Source organism: Roseovarius conchicola, assembly GCF_041403425.1.
Lineage (GTDB): Bacteria > Pseudomonadota > Alphaproteobacteria > Rhodobacterales > Rhodobacteraceae > Roseovarius > Roseovarius conchicola.
Genome location: NZ_JBGEHK010000003.1, coordinates 370,159 through 386,752, shown reverse-complemented (window position 1 = coordinate 386,752; position 16,594 = coordinate 370,159). Strand labels below are relative to the sequence as shown.

Here is a 16,594-nt window from a genome sequence, read left to right as displayed (position 1 = left end):
AGCGCGGGTGTCAGACCGGTATGGCCGCCTCAAGTCGCGTATCTTGGAATTGCGCCAGACATGCTTCGATTTCAGCACGGGTCTGAAACAAACAGGCGGCTGTTGACAGGGCATCGGCCAGTGCGGCGGTGTTTGCCGATATGGTGACCTCACGCCACTGTGACGCGCAGGGCAGACCGCTGCGCGGATCAAGTATATGACCCATCTGTGCGTCCTCATCAAACGTGGTGCCAAGCGGCGCAGAAGTGGCCAGAGCCCGCGATGCAAGCGGCACAGTGCCGCCAGAGGTCAGCTTGACTGGCCACGGCAGTCCGTCCGGCTGCGCACCCATTGCGCGGAACTCACCGGTGTTGATCAGTATATCGTTCAGCCCCTCGGCGCGCAGCATATCGGCCACGCGGTCGGCGATATAGCCCTGGGCGATCCCGTTCAGGCTTAGCGCCATGCCGGGGCGTAGGGTGATGGCAGTGGCCCCCACCGTGACGCGGTCCCATCCCGTTAGCGCGCGGGCTGTTTCGATGGCCGTCTGATCCGGCAGCGTGCCTGCCGTTGCGGCATTGCCGTAACAGGCCCAGAGCGGCTGGATCGTGGGATCAAAGACGCCGTCGCTTGCGCCGTGTACCGCGCCAGCCAGAGAGAGGCACTCTAACAACTCAAAAGGCGGCGCCGTCAAGGCACCGGCTCGGTTTAGCCGGGACACGGCGCTGTCCGGGCGATAGAGGCTGAAGATATCCTCCAACCGTGAAATCTCGGTTGCGACCCGGGCGCTGATTGCGGGCGCATCGGGATGCGCCAGACGCAGGGTCGCGCGGGCACCAAGCGCCACACCTTCCCACGTGTAAACCGGTTGCGCCGCGGCAAGGCCAGGGCTGGCAAAGGCGGCGGCGCTGATGGCCAGAAAGCGGCGGCGGGTGGTCTTCATCTTACTCTCCGTTCTTGCGCGACAAGGCGCGCAGGCGATCTTCATACTCGGCATCCGAGGTGTCATTGACCAGAACAACAGGGGCCAGAACGGCATCGTCAGGGATGTCGGCCAGTTTCATCACCTCACCGCCGTTCTCCTGCGCAAAAGCGGCGGCATCCTCAGGCTTGGAAAACGGCACCAACTCGGGCGCGCCCATCCCGCCGACAACCGCGCCCCCGACCACATAGACAGCATCCTCGGCGGCGATCCAGTTGGTCTCACCAGGGGTTTCCCATGTGGCGCCGGGGGCGCCCATATCGCTGACCCAGACGGTCAGGATCTCGTGGCTTTGCTCGGGCATCCGTGTGTAGGCAACGGCGTCACGCACCTGGCTGAAAAACAGCGGCGCGCCGGGCAGACCCGCCAGATGCGCCTGCGCCTTGGGGCCGTCATGTTCCAGAAGGTTCATCTGACAGTAATGGCCAAGCGCATCTTCGGACATCGGCACCGGATCGGTGTTCTGAGCGATCTCTTCCTTGCAGGCTGCCAGCATCAGCAGCGTTGCAATCAATAGCAGGTATCTCATGGGTCAACCTTTCTGAAAACGAAGGCGGCCAATCCCAGGGCGGCCAGTGGCCAGATCAGGACTGAGCATAACGATTGCCATTGCGGGATGGCGGTGGCGGCACCTCCTACTCCCGCCGCCGCCGATGCGGCTTGCGCGGCGGTCAGGTTGAACAGGCGGAAGGCGTCGGCCGGGTTGGCCAATAGGGCGATAGGGAAGATATCCGTGGTGAAAAACCCACCGTCATCGGCCACCACGGCGGCCAGCAAGCCAAGATCATATAGCACGACCAACCCCAGCCACAGCCCGATTGCAAGGCCCGCCGCGCCCGACACGCGCCGCGCCTTGGCCGAAAGCGCATATCCGATGCCAAGGAAGGTCGCGCCTAACAGGATTGAGGTCCAGGCCAATCGCCATAATGCACCAAGGCCCGACACGGCCTCTGGGTCACTCACTATGGCCATGACGGCCGCCGCGCCATACCCGGCGAAGATGGCGAGGATCAGGATGGCGGTATGTGCGATCAGCTTCCCGGCCAGTACTTCCCAACGGGCCACCGGATAGGTCAGCAGCAAGGGCAAAGTGCCGCGTTCAACTTCACCGGCCACCGCGTCGAAGGACATCAACAGAGCCACCAAGGGCACCAGATAGACCGACAGCGAGGTCAGCGAAGTGACGACAACAGACAAACGATCCGCCCCCAGATCGCCACTAGGGGCCGAGCCTGCGGCGGACAGGACCAGCGAAAAGACAACCATCAACAGCACTGCGATCAGCACCCAAAGGTTGCGCCGCGCGATCCGTATTTCCGTGCTGGCCGTGGCAAGGATACGGGTGATCATTGGCCGTCCCTCCGGCTGAAATGGCTGTAAATGTCTTCCAGACTGGGCGGGATCACCTCAAGATCGGCGACCTTGCCTTCCAGCCTGGAAATCCGGGCGAGGGTGGCCAGCTTGTCTTCCTGCGCGCAATTCAAGTGCAGCCCACCATTCAGGCGGATCGCATCGGGGAAAGCGGCCATGATATCGGTGTCATAGCCATTTATCGCGATGATCTGCATCGACACGGGCAATGCCGCCTCGCGGCGCAGATCAGGTAGCGAGCCTTCGGCCACCATCCTGCCACCCGACAGGATCAGCAACCGGTCCGTGCGCGCCTCGACCTCGGTCAAAGCGTGGCTGGACAGCAGGATCGCCGCGCCCTCGGCGGCCAGCCCGTCCAGCAATTCATAGAAATCCCGGCGTGACACCGGATCAAGCCCGCTGGTGGGTTCGTCCAGCACCAATAGGCTGGGATGCCCGATTAGCGCCTGCGCCAGCCCGATCCGTTGGCGCATGCCCTTGGAATAGGTGCCAATGCGGCGCTTGGCGGCCCCGGCCAATCCGACACGGTCCAGCATCTCCATTGCTTGGCCCGTGTCCTCGCCGCGTAGGCGCATATAATAGGTGATCTGTTCCAACCCGGTCAGGGCACCGTGGAACACCGCATTCTCGGGCAGGTAAGCCACCTTTGCGCGGGCCTCGGGATGTCCCGGGGCGACACCACAGACAGACACGTCGCCGGCGTTGGGCGTGATCAGCCCAAGGATCACTTTCATCAGGGTCGATTTGCCAGCGCCATTATGGCCCAACAATGCCACCCGCTCGCCCGGCTCCACGCCAAGCGAAACATCGGACAGGGCATCGAGCCCGTCGAATGTCTTAGTGAGATGAGAGATCGTTAATGTCGAAGTCATCAATATCGCTTTCAGTCCGCCGTGCGACGGCCTTGGCCTCCATGGCAGTGTATTCAGGTGGAACGCGCATCACCGGAGGTGACATCAAAGGCGCGCTGTCAACCACGCCGCCGGGCAGGGTGGTCGGGAAACTCGATTGCCCCCAGCGGATCAACTGAACGGCGGGGCTGCCGGTCAGGAGGCTGGCGGCGGGTTGTGACCACAGGATGTGATCCATCAGATCGTTGGGCCGAAAGACACTGTCGGCGATGCCATCCCCGCCAAGGTCAAACCCCGGATGATCCGACCAATAATTGCCACGGCCCTCAAAGCTCCATTCGATATCGCGGGTACCAACATATTTCACCTGCGTCCGGTTGCGGATAAAAGCGTTGCCGGTCAGCACGTTCCGTTCCGACCCGGCGGTGAAGTGGACGCCGATATTGCAGCCTTCAAAACGGTTGTCGTAGATCAGGTTCTTGTGCGCGTTGTAGATAAAGGTACAGCGATCCGCCCCGCCTCGCACCAGATTTCCGGACACATCTGCGTTATTGGCATAATTCAGCATCACGCCATGGCTGATGTCGGACAGGCTGAGATTGTCTTTCACCACCACCCGGTTCGAGAACATGATGGCATAACCCAGATGGTTCCCGATCGAGACATTGCCAGACACTTCGGAGTCATTGGTGTACATGTAATGCACGGCAAAGCGCAGATCGCGGAACAGGTTGTTGCGATAAGTGCCTTTACGCGAGGTGTTCGAGAAGATGCCATCGCGGCCCCAGCGCACCGAGTTGCCTTCAACCACGGTCCCGGGTGAATTCCAGATATAGATGCCGTTGCCGCGGTCGTTCATCCGCCGCTGCTGCGTGCCTTCAATCTCGTTGTTACGCACGATCGCATCATGGCCGCCATGGACATCGACGCCATGCAGGTTGCCCAGCACGCGGTTGTCCTCGACCAAGGCGCGGTCGGCTTTCTTCAGAATTTTGATCCCGGCATCAAGTTCCTGGCTGTCCAGCCCCGATCCGGTGACAGTCAGCCCCGACACGGCGACATCAGAAGCGTCAATCGTGATGACTGTGCCCTGACCTGCGCCATCGACAATGGCGTCATGGGTGCCGGTTATGGTCAGCGGGCGGTCGATGGTAACCGCGCCGATATGGCGTCCCGGCTGAAGGAACAGCACATCGCCGGGATTGGCCCCGGCGATGGCGTTTGCAAGGTTCCCTGACCCGGGCTGCACACGGATTTCGGCGGCCCAGAGGGGCAGCGCAATCACCAGAGACAGCAAAAGGGTCAGGGAACGGATCATGGCTTAGGTGGCTTTCGGTTCAACGAACATCCGGCCGCGCATCTCCATGTGGAGTGCGTGGCAGAACCATTGGCAGTAGTACCAGTAAACACCCGGCTGGCCCGCCACGAAGGTGGCCGATGCGGTCGCCTGCGGCCCGACTTCCATGACAACACCATGGTTGCCCATGGTAAAGCCGTGGGTCAGATCGTCGATGTCATCAAGGTTGGTGACATAAACCGTTACCTCGTCGCCCTGCTGCACTGAAAAGCTTTCCAGTGAGAAGTTGGGCGCCTGGCTGGACATGTAGACCCGCACCTTGTTGCCATCGCGGATCACGCTTTCCTGGTAGTCATCCAGATCAACCCCATCCGCTTCGGCCTGTGCTCGGGCGTCCGCCCACATTGGATCGTTGCGATCCCATGCTGAACGTGGGCTCACTTTGGACGGGTCCACGATGATCGAGTCATGCGGTTCGGCAAAGGTCGGGCCGTCATGCACCAGTGTCATGTCGTCGCCGTCAATGACAAACAACTGCTCGTTCTCGGGCTTCAGGGGACCGACATTCAGATACCGGTCTTTCGAGAACTTGTTCATCGAGACGTAGTACTTGTCGTTGGCCTCCAGCGTTTCGCCCATCACGGTCGAGTTGTGGCCAGGCTGGTAATGCACGTCCTTCTTGACGATGATCGGATCGACATCTTCTCCGTTATAGAGCTTGATGGCGTCTTCCAGGTTCCACTTCACGACCTGGCTGTCGAGGAACAGGGTGGTATAACCATTGCCCTTGCCGTCAAAGCAGGTGTGAAGCGGCCCAAGGCCCAGTTCAGGCTCGGCCACCACGGCGCTGCGCGGATCGGCGTCGTCGTTGAAGACAGCGTCCAGTTTGCGCACGTCGATCACCGATACGGTGGGCGACAGTTTGCCCCCGATGCACAGGTGGATCTTGTCCGGTGCCATGTTACAGCCATGCGGGTTGTTGGGGATCGGGACGTAGCGGGTATATTTCTTGTTCTGCCCTTTACGTCCGTCGATCACCTTGACGCCGTTCAACTCGATGAAGTCGCCATCGGCGATGCCTTTTTCGATCTCGGCGATGTTGTAGACCACAACATGGTCCATATCCGACTCGGTCATGTCGGCCAGATTCATGCCCATTTCCGAGTTGTATGAGGTCGAGAAGGCATATTTGCCGTCGTAATCCGCATCGGTGTTGTCCAGGTTACCCGTGACCATCACCTGCCATGCGATGGTCATGTCATCGGCGTTGAGCGCAGTGTAGAAGTTCACATACTTCTCAGGCTCATCCAGAACCGAGCCATCATTGACCATCGGCACTTCGTCTTCGCCGTTACAGAAGACATAGTTGGTGCGCGGCCATTTTTGCGGGCGCAACCCGTGGATGCCCTTGGCGTTCGGGATCTCGATGATCTTGTCGCACTTCATGACGTCGCAGCGAATCCGCGCCACGCGGGTGTTCGCCTTGTCGTTCATGAACAGGTAGCGGCCATCATAGGTGCCTTCGGTGAAGGACATATGCGGGTGGTGCAAATCCCCGTTCAGCGGGAACTCCAGATTGTTCGCGGCAAGATATTCCTTGGTCTTGTCGGTCAATCCTTCGGTCAGGATTTTCTTGGATTCATTGGTGATGCCCCAGCCGGTGGCCGAGCAGATGTTGAACACCGGAATGCGCATCAGCTCGCGCATGGAGGGCACGCCCAGGATACGTACCTCGCCGCATTGGCCCGAGGACCAGAAGCCGTAGTATTCGTCCAGTTGGCCGGGGGCCACTTCGGCTCCGGTGGCGGCGCGGGCGCTGGTTGTGGTGGCCGCAACGGCCCCGCCGGCCACGCCGCCGGTCAGCAGCGCACGTCCGGTGAGGGTTCCGGCAAGGGCGGCCCCTCCGGCGGTGGCCCCAAGAAGGCCGCGCCGTGTGATTGGCATTTTCTTTGAGTTAGACATGTTATGTCCTTTCAGTTGGTGACTGTTGATTTGACTTGGTTGGGATGCCCCATCTTGGCGCGTGACAGGTCGGGTGCTGCGCCGACCTTTTCGCGCCTTTTCAGTTTCTTGATGACAACGGGGCAGGTTGAGGTTGACTGATAAAGCACCTGGCAATGCAGGCAGTTCACACACTCGTTCGGATTGATTTCGCCGGTTGGATGGATCGCCTGAACCGGGCATTGATTGGCGCAGGTCTGACAGGGCGCGCCGCATTCGCGATAGCGCTTGAGCCAGTCAAACATCCGCATCCGCGCCGGGATCGCAAGCGCGGCCCCCAGCGGACACAGATAGCGGCAGAAGAACCGCTCGACGAAAAGACCCGCTATCAGCAGGGCGGCGGCATAGGCCACAAACGGCCATGCGCGCACAAAGTTCAGGATGATCGCGGTTTTGAACGGTTCAACCTCGGCCAACCGTTCGGCTTGCTCGATGCTGGTCAGCGAAACACCGAACAGCCCGAGGAAGATCATGTATTTCAGTGGCCACAGGCGCTCGTGCAGCCCCCATGGCAGGGTCCATTGCGGAATATGCAGCGCCCGCCCGATGCGGTTGAGCAGTTCCTGCAGCGCCCCGAACGGGCACAGCCAGCCGCAATAGGCCCCGCGACCCCAGAACAGCAGGGCAGCGGCAACCGAGAACCACAGGATGAAGGTCAGCGGATCCAGCAGGAAGGCCTGCCAGCTGAACCCCGACACCAGCGAGCCGAACAGCGCCATCAGGTTGACCACCGACAATTGCGCATTGGCATACCAGCCGAGGTAAACCAGCGTGACGATCAAAAAGCCCATGCGGAACCAGAAGAACGTGCGTTCATTGCGGGTGGCGTAGGTCTGGAAGAAGAACACTCCCGTCAGAACGGTCAGCATCACAGCCAGCACGGCAATCTCGACCTGCTTGCTGTCCCAGATACGTTTCCACAGGGCCTGATGCGCGTCGGTCTCGGGCTGGGATGTAACACTTTCCACACTGTCCGGGACCTCGGCGGCGGGCGGTGTGATCGCGCGCAGGTATTTGCCGGGCAACTGGTAGGCCAGATCGAAGGTGGTAAAGACCTTCTCGATCGCACCCACCTCGCGTTGCACCAGCAATTGAATGCGGAATGGCTTGGTGGGATCAAACTCGCTTCCCGCAGGAATCTTGAACAGATCGGCCTCGTTAAAGGCGGGCGCGCCTTCGGCCTGAACGGTGTTGATCCGTTTGTGCATCCGATCCCGGAAGCGCACCGAAACATCATCCTGGATCAACACGATCCGGTCAAAAATCCCGCCGCGCACATAGCCCGACCCTTTGAAGGAATAAAGTCCGCGCCCGACAATGGCGATGGCATGATCGCCCTCTTCCAGCCAATCGGCCAGGTTCCCCGCCACCGCGTCGCCAAGGATGGAGCGTGCAATGGCAGGATGCGAGACCAGCGTGGCCTGCATTTCGATGAAGGTGGTTTCAGGCGCTTCCGCGAGCGCCCGTTTGCCCGCGCGGGGGTCTTCCATCGCGGCAAAGGCGGCGTTGACCTGCCCCACATCCAGCGAAAGGCGGCGCAGTGTGCCATCCCCTTCGAGGGTCATCCAGTCCGGTGCGGCCTCGGCCTCTAAGTTCAACTCGAACTGCGGTCCTGTGACCTCTTCAACGGCGAGGCCTCCCAGCCCAAGCTGACGCGCCACTTTCAGGCCCGAGCGCACAACGGAATCGTCGATCACCATCACCGTAACCGTCGCCCCGGAAATGATGTCCAGCTCATGCGCGGTCCCGCCGGATTCGGCCTCGGCCACAAGGTCCAGGCCCCGGTAATTGGTCACCAGCGCCTGCATTTTGCTTTCGGGGATGCCGATCAAAACGATCGGTTCATAGTGTTTGACCAGCTTGACACCGATAACCTGCGCATCATCGTCGACGGCGACCATGGTGTGGATAGGTTTGCCGGAATAGCCGGTGGTCGACACGTAGTCAGAGGTGAAAAACGCCCAGCCGATCCGCTCGCCGCCTTGAAGCACCTGCACCGCAGGGATATCCGGATGGGCCGCGCCAAAGGCGTCGGCGCCCTCGACCAGCTCTGCAACATCAACATCCTTGAGATATGTGTTCAGAACGGTCTCGGCCAAGACCGGTAGCCCATAGCAAAGCGCGGTCACGGCAAGCGTCATGATTTTTAGGAAAGCGAGAAAGCTTCTCATGCGGTGGCGTCCTTCAACAAAGGTCGCCCGTCGCGTCTTGTTTTATGGCGGATCATGCCCTGATCAAAAGGGATCAGGCCTTGGGCAGTCATTACAAAGATGTCCGGCACCGGGGGCGCGCGGGGCATGCGGCGGGTATTTCGTTTCTCAACAATAGGTGTGAAGACAGACAACTGCGGTGCCTTGGACACCAGCAGCGCGACAGACAGGTCCGCATCGCCAAACGCACTGGGTGGTGGTCCGGCAATGTTGCAGCATGTCAGGCAGTGATAGCAGTTCTGCGACGGCTCAACCGGAACGCCGTCAGCGTTCACCAGAACGGTTTTGGCCACGCCATCCGCGCAGATTTCCATGGATAACAGCGCGCCGTCACCATTGGCCTGGGCCATCCCGGACGGCCCATAGAAAGTAACACCCAAGATCAGCAGCACGCTGAAAAAGAGGGAACACGCGTTCTTCATGCTGACCGTTCTACCGAGAGGTCGAATCGTGATCCTTGACTTTAGGCAAGCGGTTCACGCTTTGGGGCGTTTTGAACCCGGTTTCCGATCTGCATCCGCACTCCCTGAACTCGGCAGTTTCACAAGCCGGGCGAGTGGGTTAAGTTGATGTGCAGAGGGGATCACGATGCGTGCTGCCGAACTGACCGGGCAAACTGACAAGCTGATCAACGATGAGGTCTGGGTAGATGTCATCGAGGCGGTCGATCGCACCTACGCCGAACTGGTCGCTTATCAGGAAAAGTTGGAGCACCAGAACGCCGAACTGGACGATCTGCGCCGGTTCATGAGTTCGGTGTTGCGCTCGGTCTCGGATGTACTGATCGTGGTCGACCGCAAGCGGCAAATCGAACAGGTTGGTGGGTCGTTCGAGCGTTTGATGCAAGGTGTCAGCGATGCCGCGCCCGGTGCTGTGGTTGATGCGCTTGCCACCGATGCCTCACGTCCCATCCTGCAGGGGGTTATCCAACAGGTGATGCAAACGCGCGAGTTTGTGACCCTCGAGATTGATGTTGTGACCGCCGATGGCGCGGCGCCTCTCGAACTGAGTGTGGCACCGCGTCTGAATGAGCGGGGCAAAAGCGTTGGCGCGGTGATCGTGGGTCGTCCGGTGGGCGAATTGCGCCGCGCCTATTCCGAGTTGGAAACCAGTCACCAGGCTCTGAAAGAGGCGCAGGCCCATCTGGTGCGCAACGAGAAACTGGCCTCGCTGGGCCGCCTGGTGGCGGGTGTGGCGCACGAATTGAACAACCCGATCAGCTTTGTCTATGCCAACACCCATGCGCTGGAGAAATACGCCACGCGGTTTGAAACCTATTTCGAGGCCGTGCAATCGGGCGCCTCGCGTGCTGAGCTGATCGCGTTGCGCGAGGAACTTGGCCTGGACCGTGCGTTGCGCAATATGCGCGAAGCCATCAGTGGGGCCAAGGACGGGGCCGAGCGGGTGCGCGATATCGTCGAAGACCTGCGCCGCCTGTCCTCGGAAGGGCCGGGTGAGGCGGTGGATTTTGATCTTGTCACCACCACACGGACCGCCGCCGACTGGGTTGTGCGCGGCACCAAAACCCCGGTCAAAGTGGTGTTCGAGGGCACGGAACGGCCCATGGCGCGTGGCAATCCCGGCCATATCCAGCAGATCGTCATGAATCTTGTGCAGAATGCCATTGATGCGGTGGCCGAGACGGACGATCCGCAGGTGACCGTGATCCATGAGGTGCACGGTGATCGTGCCGTTCTGAAAGTCCACGACAATGGCCCCGGTATCCCTGACGAGTTGGCCGCCTCGATCTTTGATCCGTTTTTCACCACTAAACCTGTGGGCAAGGGCACCGGGCTGGGCCTGTCGATTTCAAGCAAGATCGCGCAGGAACATGGGGGCGATCTGCATCTTTGCGAGACCGATAAACCCGGCACCTGTTTTTGCCTTGATTTGCCGCTGGGAGGGCAGGCATGAACGTGCTTTGGCTGCAATCGGCGGGCTGTGGCGGCTGTACGATGTCCCTGCTCTGTGCCGAGGGACCAAACGTGTTCGATCTGCTGGATGGAGCAGGCATCACCATGCTTTGGCACCCGGCTTTATCAGAAGCGACAGGGGGCGAGGTGTTGCCGATCCTCAACGCGGTCGAGACAGGCGATATCGAATTGGATGTTCTGGCGGTTGAGGGCTCGATCCTCACGGGGCCGAAGGGGACCGGCAAATTTCACATGCTGTCAGGCACGGGGCGGTCCATGCTGGACTGGGTGCGCATACTGGCCCCCAAGGCTCATCATGTTATGGCTGTGGGCACTTGTGCCACCTATGGCGGGATCACCTCGGCAGGGGGCAATCCGGCCTCGGCGGTGGGCGTGCAATATGATGGGTATCATCCCGGCGGCGCTTTGCCCGCCGATTTCGCATCCGCCAGCGGTTTGCCTGTGATCAATGTCGCTGGCTGTCCTACCCATCCCGACTGGGTCACTGAAACGCTGTTATTGCTGGCCGCCGGTGATCTGCCTGCCACGGCGCTGGACGATCTGGGCCGCCCTCGGTTTTATGCCGATCATCTGGTGCATCATGCCTGTCCCAAAAACGAATACTACGAATATAAGGCCAGCGCCGAAGAGCTGTCACAACTGGGTTGCATGATGGAGCATCTGGGCTGTGTCGGCACACAGGCTGTGGGCGATTGCAACATTCGCGCCTGGAATGGCGAAGGATCGTGTACGCGCGCGGGATACCCCTGCATCAACTGCACTGCGCCTGAATTCGAGGAACCCCGCCATCCGTTCACCGAAACGCCGAAATTCGCAGGAATTCCCGTCGGCCTGCCCACGGATATGCCCAAGGCGTGGTTCATGGCTCTGGCTTCGCTCTCCAAGGCCGCCACACCCAAACGGATCGGCCAAAATGCGGTGTCCGACCGGATCACTGTGCCCCCGCAAAGCAAAGTACGCAAATCATGAGCGATAAGAACCTGTTGGTCGGGCCGTTCAACCGGGTCGAGGGTGATCTGGAAATCAGGCTTGAGGTGGCCGATGGACAGGTTGCGGCGGCCTATGTCAACTCACCGTTGTTTCGCGGGTTTGAACCGATGTTGCTCGGCAAGGCCCCGCAGGATGCGTTGACCATCACGCCCCGGATTTGCGGGATTTGTTCGATCAGCCAATCGGCGGCGGCGGCACAGGCATTGGCGGCGGCCGCGGGGGCTGGCCCCACACCACAAGGCGCACTGGTCGCTGCCCTGCTGCACGGGATCGAGAATATGTGCGACCACCTCACCCACTTCAATCTGTTCTTCATGCCCGACTTTGCCCGACCCGCTTATGCGGCGCGAGAATGGCATGAGCATGCCATCACCCGGTTCACCGCGATGCAAGGCTCGGCCATCCGGCAAGCCACCGAGGCGCGTGCACAGCTGTTGCATATCGTCGGCCTGTTGGGCGGCAAGTGGCCCCACACGCTGGCAATCCAGCCCGGCGGTGTGACCCGTGCCCCCACTGCACGAGATCGCATTCGGATCAAAACAACTCTGGCCGCGTTTCGCCGGTATCTGGAAGAGGTGCTTTTTGGCGCGGCCATCGAGGATTTCATCGCGCTGAACAGTGCCGATGCCGCGCGAGATTGGTCCGCAGGGGATGCGGGCTTTTTCATGCAGATCGCCACCGACCTTGGGTTAGAGACCTCTGGCCCAGGGCCAGGGCGGTATCTGTCCTTCGGGGCCTATCCCACCGAGAAGGGACGCAGCTTTGGTCCCGGCCTCTGGGAGGCAGGCACCTTGCGGACCGTCAACACCGATGACATCCGCGAAGACCTCAGCCATGCTTGGATGCTGGGCGAGGCCGCCCATCCCAGCCAAGGTCAGACAGACCCGGATGAAGATATGTCCGATCCTGGATATAGCTGGTGCAAAGCGCCGCGTCTGGCGGGGCAGACGATTGAAACCGGGGCGTTCGCGCGGCAGGTGGTGGATGGCCACGCCTTGGCGCTTGATCTGGCTGCGCAGGGATCCAGCGTATTTGCCCGCGTTGTTGGGCGGTTATTGGAAATCGCACGAACCCAGCTTTTGTTGGAGCAATGGGCCGACGCAATCACCCCCGAAGCGCGGTTTCTGGATCAGGTCACCCTGCCACAAGAAGGCGCGGGTGAAGGGTTGGTTGAGGCGGCGCGCGGGTCACTGGGGCACTGGTTGCGCATCGAAGGGGGCAAGATCGCAAGTTACCAGATCATCGCGCCCACAACGTGGAACTTCAGCCCCCGCGATGCGGATGGCGTACCCGGCCCGCTGGAGGCAGCCCTGGTGGGGGCAAAAGTGGCCGAGGGCGAAGATACCCCCCTTTCGGTCCAGCATATCGTGCGCAGCTTTGACCCCTGCATGGTCTGCACGGTGCATTGAGCACGGGCCGCCGCATCCGGGTCAGGGGCCAGGTGCAGGGCGTCGGGTTTCGCCCTTTTGTCTGGCAATTGGCGCATGGCATGGGCCTGCGCGGCGACGTGCTGAACGATGCCGAAGGCGTGCTGATCCATGTGGCAGGTGACGGGCTGGATGGGTTTGAGGCCGCGATACAAACCCAAGCCCCCGCGCTCGCCCGCGTGGATGCGGTGGAAAGCGCCCCTTACCATTTTGATGAGGTGCCCAGGGGTTTTGAGATCGCCGCCTCTGGTGCGCAGGGGGCTGAAACCCGCGTCACACCCGATGCCGCCACCTGCGCCGACTGCGTTGCAGATATTCGCGGGGAGGATCCGCGGCGCGCCGGGTATGCCTTTACCAACTGCACCCATTGCGGGCCGCGCCTGACGATCTTGCGGTCCTTGCCTTATGATCGTGCGCAGACCTCGATGGCCGCGTTTGAGATGTGTGCCGATTGCGCCCATGAGTATCGCGATCCGGGCGACCGGCGGTTCCACGCACAGCCCGTGGCCTGCGCTAAGTGCGGTCCACAGCTTTGGCTTGAAGTGGGCGGAGAGGTGGAAGAGGGCGATCCCATTGCCCTGACCGCCGCGCGGTTGAAGGCCGGTCAGATCATCGCGATCAAGGGGTTGGGCGGGTTTCATCTGGCCTGTGACGCGACTAATCCCTCCGTCATTGCCCTGCTGAGAGAGCGCAAGCAACGTCCCGGCAAACCCTTTGCCCTGATGGGTGCGATTGATCACATCCGACGCTTTGGTGCACCGTCGCCAGAGGAGGCGGCGCTGTTGCAAGACCCGGCCGCCCCGATTGTTCTGATTGCCAAAGGCGCGCAGGATATGCCCGGCGACGTGGCCCCGGGACAGGCGCGCCTCGGTTGGATGCTGCCCTACACACCGCTGCATCACTTGCTGATGGACATGGTAAACCGGCCCTTGGTGATGACGTCTGGAAACCTGTCGGGCGAACCGCAGGTAATTGGCAATGCCGAGGCACGTGAAAAACTGACCGGGTTTGCCGACGCCTTTCTGATGCATGACCGCGAGATTTTGCGGCGGCTGGATGACAGCGTTGAACGCCTGACGCCCCAAGGCCTCATGGTGTTGCGCCGCGCGCGAGGGCGGGTGCCGGGCACGCTGCCCTTGCCCGAGGGGTTTGAAGATGCGCCGCAAGTCGTGGCCTATGGCGCACATCTGAAATCGGCAATTTGCCTGATCAAGAACGGACAGGCGCTGCTGTCCCATCATCTGGGAGATCTGGACGAGGCGCTGACATGGGACGAATTTCAAAAGGCCGATACGGATTATGCCGATCTGTTTGATCATGCGCCCGAGGTTTTTGCCTGCGATCTGCATCCCGATTACCGCTCTTCCCAACACGCGGTTGTGCGGGCAGGGCAGAACCCTTTGGTCGAGGTGCAACATCACCACGCCCATCTGGCCGCCTGTCTGGCCGAGAATGGCTGGGCGCGGGATGCCGGGCCAGTGGCCGGGATCATCCTGGATGGGCTGGGTCTGGGCACAGACGGCACCGTCTGGGGTGGGGAGCTGTTGCTTGGGGATTACCAAGGCTTTGAACGATTAGGCCATTTGACACCTGCGCCGCTGGTCGGGGGCGATGCGGCGGGGCGCGAACCGTGGCGGAACCTTCTGGTCCGGCTGGATCAGGCGGGGATGCCTGACGTGGTGGACAAAATGTTGCCTGAACACCCGGTGGCCTTGTTGCGGCAGGCTGCACAAGCAGTAGTGAATGCGCCGCTGTCCAGTTCGGCCGGTCGATTGTTCGATGCGTTTGCTGCTGCATTAGGGCTGTGCCGCGATGTGCAAAGCTATGAGGGCGAAGCGGCGATGCAGCTTGAGGCATTGGCGGTTCAATCTCCGGAAGGCTTGTGTGATCCCTATCCGTTTGGCAAGGGGCTGGACCCTGCGCCGATGTTTCTGGCTTGGGCGCAGGATGCGGAGAATGATGTGCCTCATGCGGTGATGGCAGCTCGGTTCCATGCAGGATTGGCGCAGGCGTTCTGTGCCCCGGCGCGTGCCTTGGTTGAAGCTGGGCGCGCAAAGGCAGTGGCCCTGTCGGGGGGGTGTTTTCAAAACGCTACACTGCTGGGCCTGTGCTGTGATCGTTTGCGTGATCTGCCGGTTCTGATCCATACCAAAACACCGGCAAACGATGGCGGGTTGGCGCTGGGTCAGGCGTTGATTGCCGCTGTCGCCATCCGGGCTGACCGGTAAGAAACTGGCCAACGTCTGGTTTATCCGGTTACCACCCTCCCGATATGCATGAAGACGAAGTCGGCTGGAAAAGACGCCTACCAACTGAATTTAAATGAAAATCTGACGTATCCTGAATGCATAGGTTTTTCTTTGATCGCTCTCGCATGCGGCTGCATTCCTAAGATGGAGGATGGTCCCGGTGCGCCCGGCGGCCACGAAAGGGATCAGCGGAGGACACCCATTGTCAGAGATCGAAACCTTTTATGACGTGATGCGCAGTCAGGGGATCACCCGGCGCAGTTTCATGAAATATTGCGCGCTGACCGCGTCGGCGCTTGGGCTGGGCCCGGCGATGGTGCCGACGATTGCCAATGCGATGGAAACCAAGCCGCGCACACCGGTGATCTGGCTGAACGGACTGGAATGCACCTGTTGTTCGGAGAGCTTTATCCGGGGTGCGCATCCCTTGGCCAAGGACGTTGTGCTGAGCATGATCAGCCTCGATTACCAGCACGTTCTGATGGCTGCCGCTGGCCATGCCGCCGAGGCCGCTTTGGACGAGGCGATGGAGAAATATAAAGGCCAGTACATTCTTGCCGTGGAAGGCAACCCGCCGCTGAACGAAGACGGCATGTTCTGCATATCTGCTGGTAAGCCCTTCGTGGAAAAACTGCGCCATGTGGCCAAGGACGCCAAGGCGATCATCAGCTGGGGCGCCTGTGCCTCCTACGGGTGTGTGCAGGCGGCCAAGCCGAACCCCACACAGGCCACACCGGTGCATAAGGTGATCACCGACAAGCCGATCATCAAAATCCCCGGCTGCCCGCCGATCGCCGAAGTGATGACTGGCGTGATCACCTATATGATAACCTTCGATCGCCTGCCTGAGCTGGATCGTCAGGGCCGCCCGGCAATGTTCTATGGCCAGCGTATTCACGACAAATGCTATCGCCGCCCGCATTTCGATGCCGGGCAGTTCATCGAAGAATGGGACGACGACAACGCGCGCAAGGGCTATTGCCTTTACAAGATGGGCTGCAAGGGGCCGACCACCTATAACGCCTGTTCCACCATCGGTTGGAACGAAGGCACATCTTTCCCGATCCAATCGGGCCACGGCTGTATCGGCTGTTCCGAGGATGGGTTCTGGGATCAGGGCACGTTCTATGACCGGGTGACTGACCTGACGCAGTTCGGGGTTGAGGCGAATGCCGATAAGGTTGGCCTTGTGGCTGCTGGTGTGGTGGGTGGCGGCGTTGCCGTTCATGCTGCGGTCTCGGCGCTTAAACAGGCTCAGAAAAAGACGCAAACCACCGAAACATCCAGCAATGAGGAGGTCTAA

Annotated in this window: 13 protein-coding genes; 5 read left to right on the top strand and 8 right to left on the bottom strand. The window is 60.7% G+C overall.

Annotation, left to right across the window (positions count from 1 at the left end; translation table 11 throughout):
* Positions 1-10: 10 nt before the first annotated feature.
* The 8 genes from V6N02_RS11115 to V6N02_RS11080 are packed head-to-tail and all read right to left on the bottom strand — an operon-like array spanning position 11 to position 9,083.
* Positions 11-922, bottom strand: coding sequence for an FAD:protein FMN transferase (locus V6N02_RS11115; RefSeq protein WP_371225651.1), 912 nt, complete (start codon positions 920-922; stop codon positions 11-13).
* A 1-nt stretch (position 923) separates the two neighbouring features.
* Positions 924-1,490 carry a nitrous oxide reductase accessory protein NosL gene (locus V6N02_RS11110; RefSeq protein ID WP_371225650.1) on the bottom strand — a complete coding sequence of 189 codons (567 nt, stop codon included), beginning with the start codon at positions 1,488-1,490 and terminating at the stop codon, positions 924-926.
* Positions 1,487-2,311, bottom strand: a complete 825-nt coding sequence (locus V6N02_RS11105; RefSeq protein WP_371225649.1) for an ABC transporter permease — start codon at positions 2,309-2,311, stop codon at positions 1,487-1,489. The genes V6N02_RS11110 and V6N02_RS11105 overlap by 4 nt, the downstream gene beginning before the upstream one ends.
* Positions 2,308-3,204 carry an ABC transporter ATP-binding protein gene (locus V6N02_RS11100; RefSeq protein ID WP_371225648.1) on the bottom strand — a complete coding sequence of 299 codons (897 nt, stop codon included), beginning with the start codon at positions 3,202-3,204 and terminating at the stop codon, positions 2,308-2,310. Before V6N02_RS11100 ends, V6N02_RS11105 begins: the two co-directional genes overlap by 4 nt.
* Positions 3,170-4,501 (bottom strand): nitrous oxide reductase family maturation protein NosD, encoded by a 1,332-nt coding sequence (locus V6N02_RS11095; protein WP_371225647.1) that lies wholly within the window; start codon positions 4,499-4,501, stop codon positions 3,170-3,172. Before V6N02_RS11095 ends, V6N02_RS11100 begins: the two co-directional genes overlap by 35 nt.
* A 3-nt stretch (positions 4,502-4,504) precedes the next feature.
* Positions 4,505-6,442 (bottom strand): TAT-dependent nitrous-oxide reductase, encoded by a 1,938-nt coding sequence (nosZ, locus tag V6N02_RS11090; RefSeq protein ID WP_371225646.1) that lies wholly within the window; start codon positions 6,440-6,442, stop codon positions 4,505-4,507.
* An 11-nt stretch (positions 6,443-6,453) separates the two neighbouring features.
* On the bottom strand, positions 6,454-8,652 hold the full coding sequence (locus tag V6N02_RS11085; RefSeq protein WP_371225645.1) for a 4Fe-4S binding protein: 2,199 nt from the start codon (positions 8,650-8,652) through the stop codon (positions 6,454-6,456).
* Complete coding sequence (locus V6N02_RS11080; RefSeq protein WP_371225644.1) at positions 8,649-9,083, bottom strand: hypothetical protein; 435 nt, start codon at positions 9,081-9,083, stop codon at positions 8,649-8,651. The genes V6N02_RS11085 and V6N02_RS11080 overlap by 4 nt, the downstream gene beginning before the upstream one ends.
* A gap of 190 nt (positions 9,084-9,273) precedes the next feature.
* Between V6N02_RS11080 and V6N02_RS11075 the strand changes: the two genes are divergently transcribed.
* From V6N02_RS11075 to V6N02_RS11055, 5 genes are all read left to right on the top strand, one after another.
* Positions 9,274-10,605, top strand: a complete 1,332-nt coding sequence (locus V6N02_RS11075) for a sensor histidine kinase (RefSeq protein WP_371225844.1) — start codon at positions 9,274-9,276, stop codon at positions 10,603-10,605.
* Positions 10,602-11,594: an NADH-quinone oxidoreductase subunit B family protein gene (locus V6N02_RS11070; protein WP_371225643.1), complete on the top strand. Its 993-nt coding sequence runs from the start codon at positions 10,602-10,604 to the stop codon at positions 11,592-11,594. Before V6N02_RS11075 ends, V6N02_RS11070 begins: the two co-directional genes overlap by 4 nt.
* The gene (locus V6N02_RS11065) at positions 11,591-13,024 is read left to right on the top strand and encodes a nickel-dependent hydrogenase large subunit (RefSeq protein WP_371225642.1); all 1,434 of its coding nucleotides are present in this window, start codon (positions 11,591-11,593) and stop codon (positions 13,022-13,024) included. Before V6N02_RS11070 ends, V6N02_RS11065 begins: the two co-directional genes overlap by 4 nt.
* The gene (gene hypF / locus V6N02_RS11060) at positions 13,021-15,270 is read left to right on the top strand and encodes a carbamoyltransferase HypF (RefSeq protein ID WP_371225641.1); all 2,250 of its coding nucleotides are present in this window, start codon (positions 13,021-13,023) and stop codon (positions 15,268-15,270) included. The genes V6N02_RS11065 and hypF overlap by 4 nt, the downstream gene beginning before the upstream one ends.
* A gap of 223 nt (positions 15,271-15,493) precedes the next feature.
* Positions 15,494-16,594, top strand: coding sequence for a hydrogenase small subunit (locus V6N02_RS11055; RefSeq protein ID WP_371225640.1), 1,101 nt, complete (start codon positions 15,494-15,496; stop codon positions 16,592-16,594).

Bases quoted from the DNA above. Each gene is read 5' to 3' on its own strand.
- V6N02_RS11065 (WP_371225642.1), top strand. From the start codon at position 11,591: ATGAGCGATAAGAACCTGTTGGTCGGGCCGTTCAACCGGGTCGAGGGT.
- V6N02_RS11070 (WP_371225643.1), top strand. From the start codon at position 10,602: ATGAACGTGCTTTGGCTGCAATCGGCGGGCTGTGGCGGCTGTACGATG.
- V6N02_RS11115 (WP_371225651.1), bottom strand. From the start codon at position 922: ATGAAGACCACCCGCCGCCGCTTTCTGGCCATCAGCGCCGCCGCCTTT.
- V6N02_RS11105 (WP_371225649.1), bottom strand. From the start codon at position 2,311: ATGATCACCCGTATCCTTGCCACGGCCAGCACGGAAATACGGATCGCG.
- V6N02_RS11085 (WP_371225645.1), bottom strand. From the start codon at position 8,652: ATGAGAAGCTTTCTCGCTTTCCTAAAAATCATGACGCTTGCCGTGACC.
- V6N02_RS11100 (WP_371225648.1), bottom strand. From the start codon at position 3,204: ATGACTTCGACATTAACGATCTCTCATCTCACTAAGACATTCGACGGG.
- V6N02_RS11095 (WP_371225647.1), bottom strand. From the start codon at position 4,501: ATGATCCGTTCCCTGACCCTTTTGCTGTCTCTGGTGATTGCGCTGCCC.
- V6N02_RS11110 (WP_371225650.1), bottom strand. From the start codon at position 1,490: ATGAGATACCTGCTATTGATTGCAACGCTGCTGATGCTGGCAGCCTGC.
- nosZ (WP_371225646.1), bottom strand. From the start codon at position 6,442: ATGTCTAACTCAAAGAAAATGCCAATCACACGGCGCGGCCTTCTTGGG.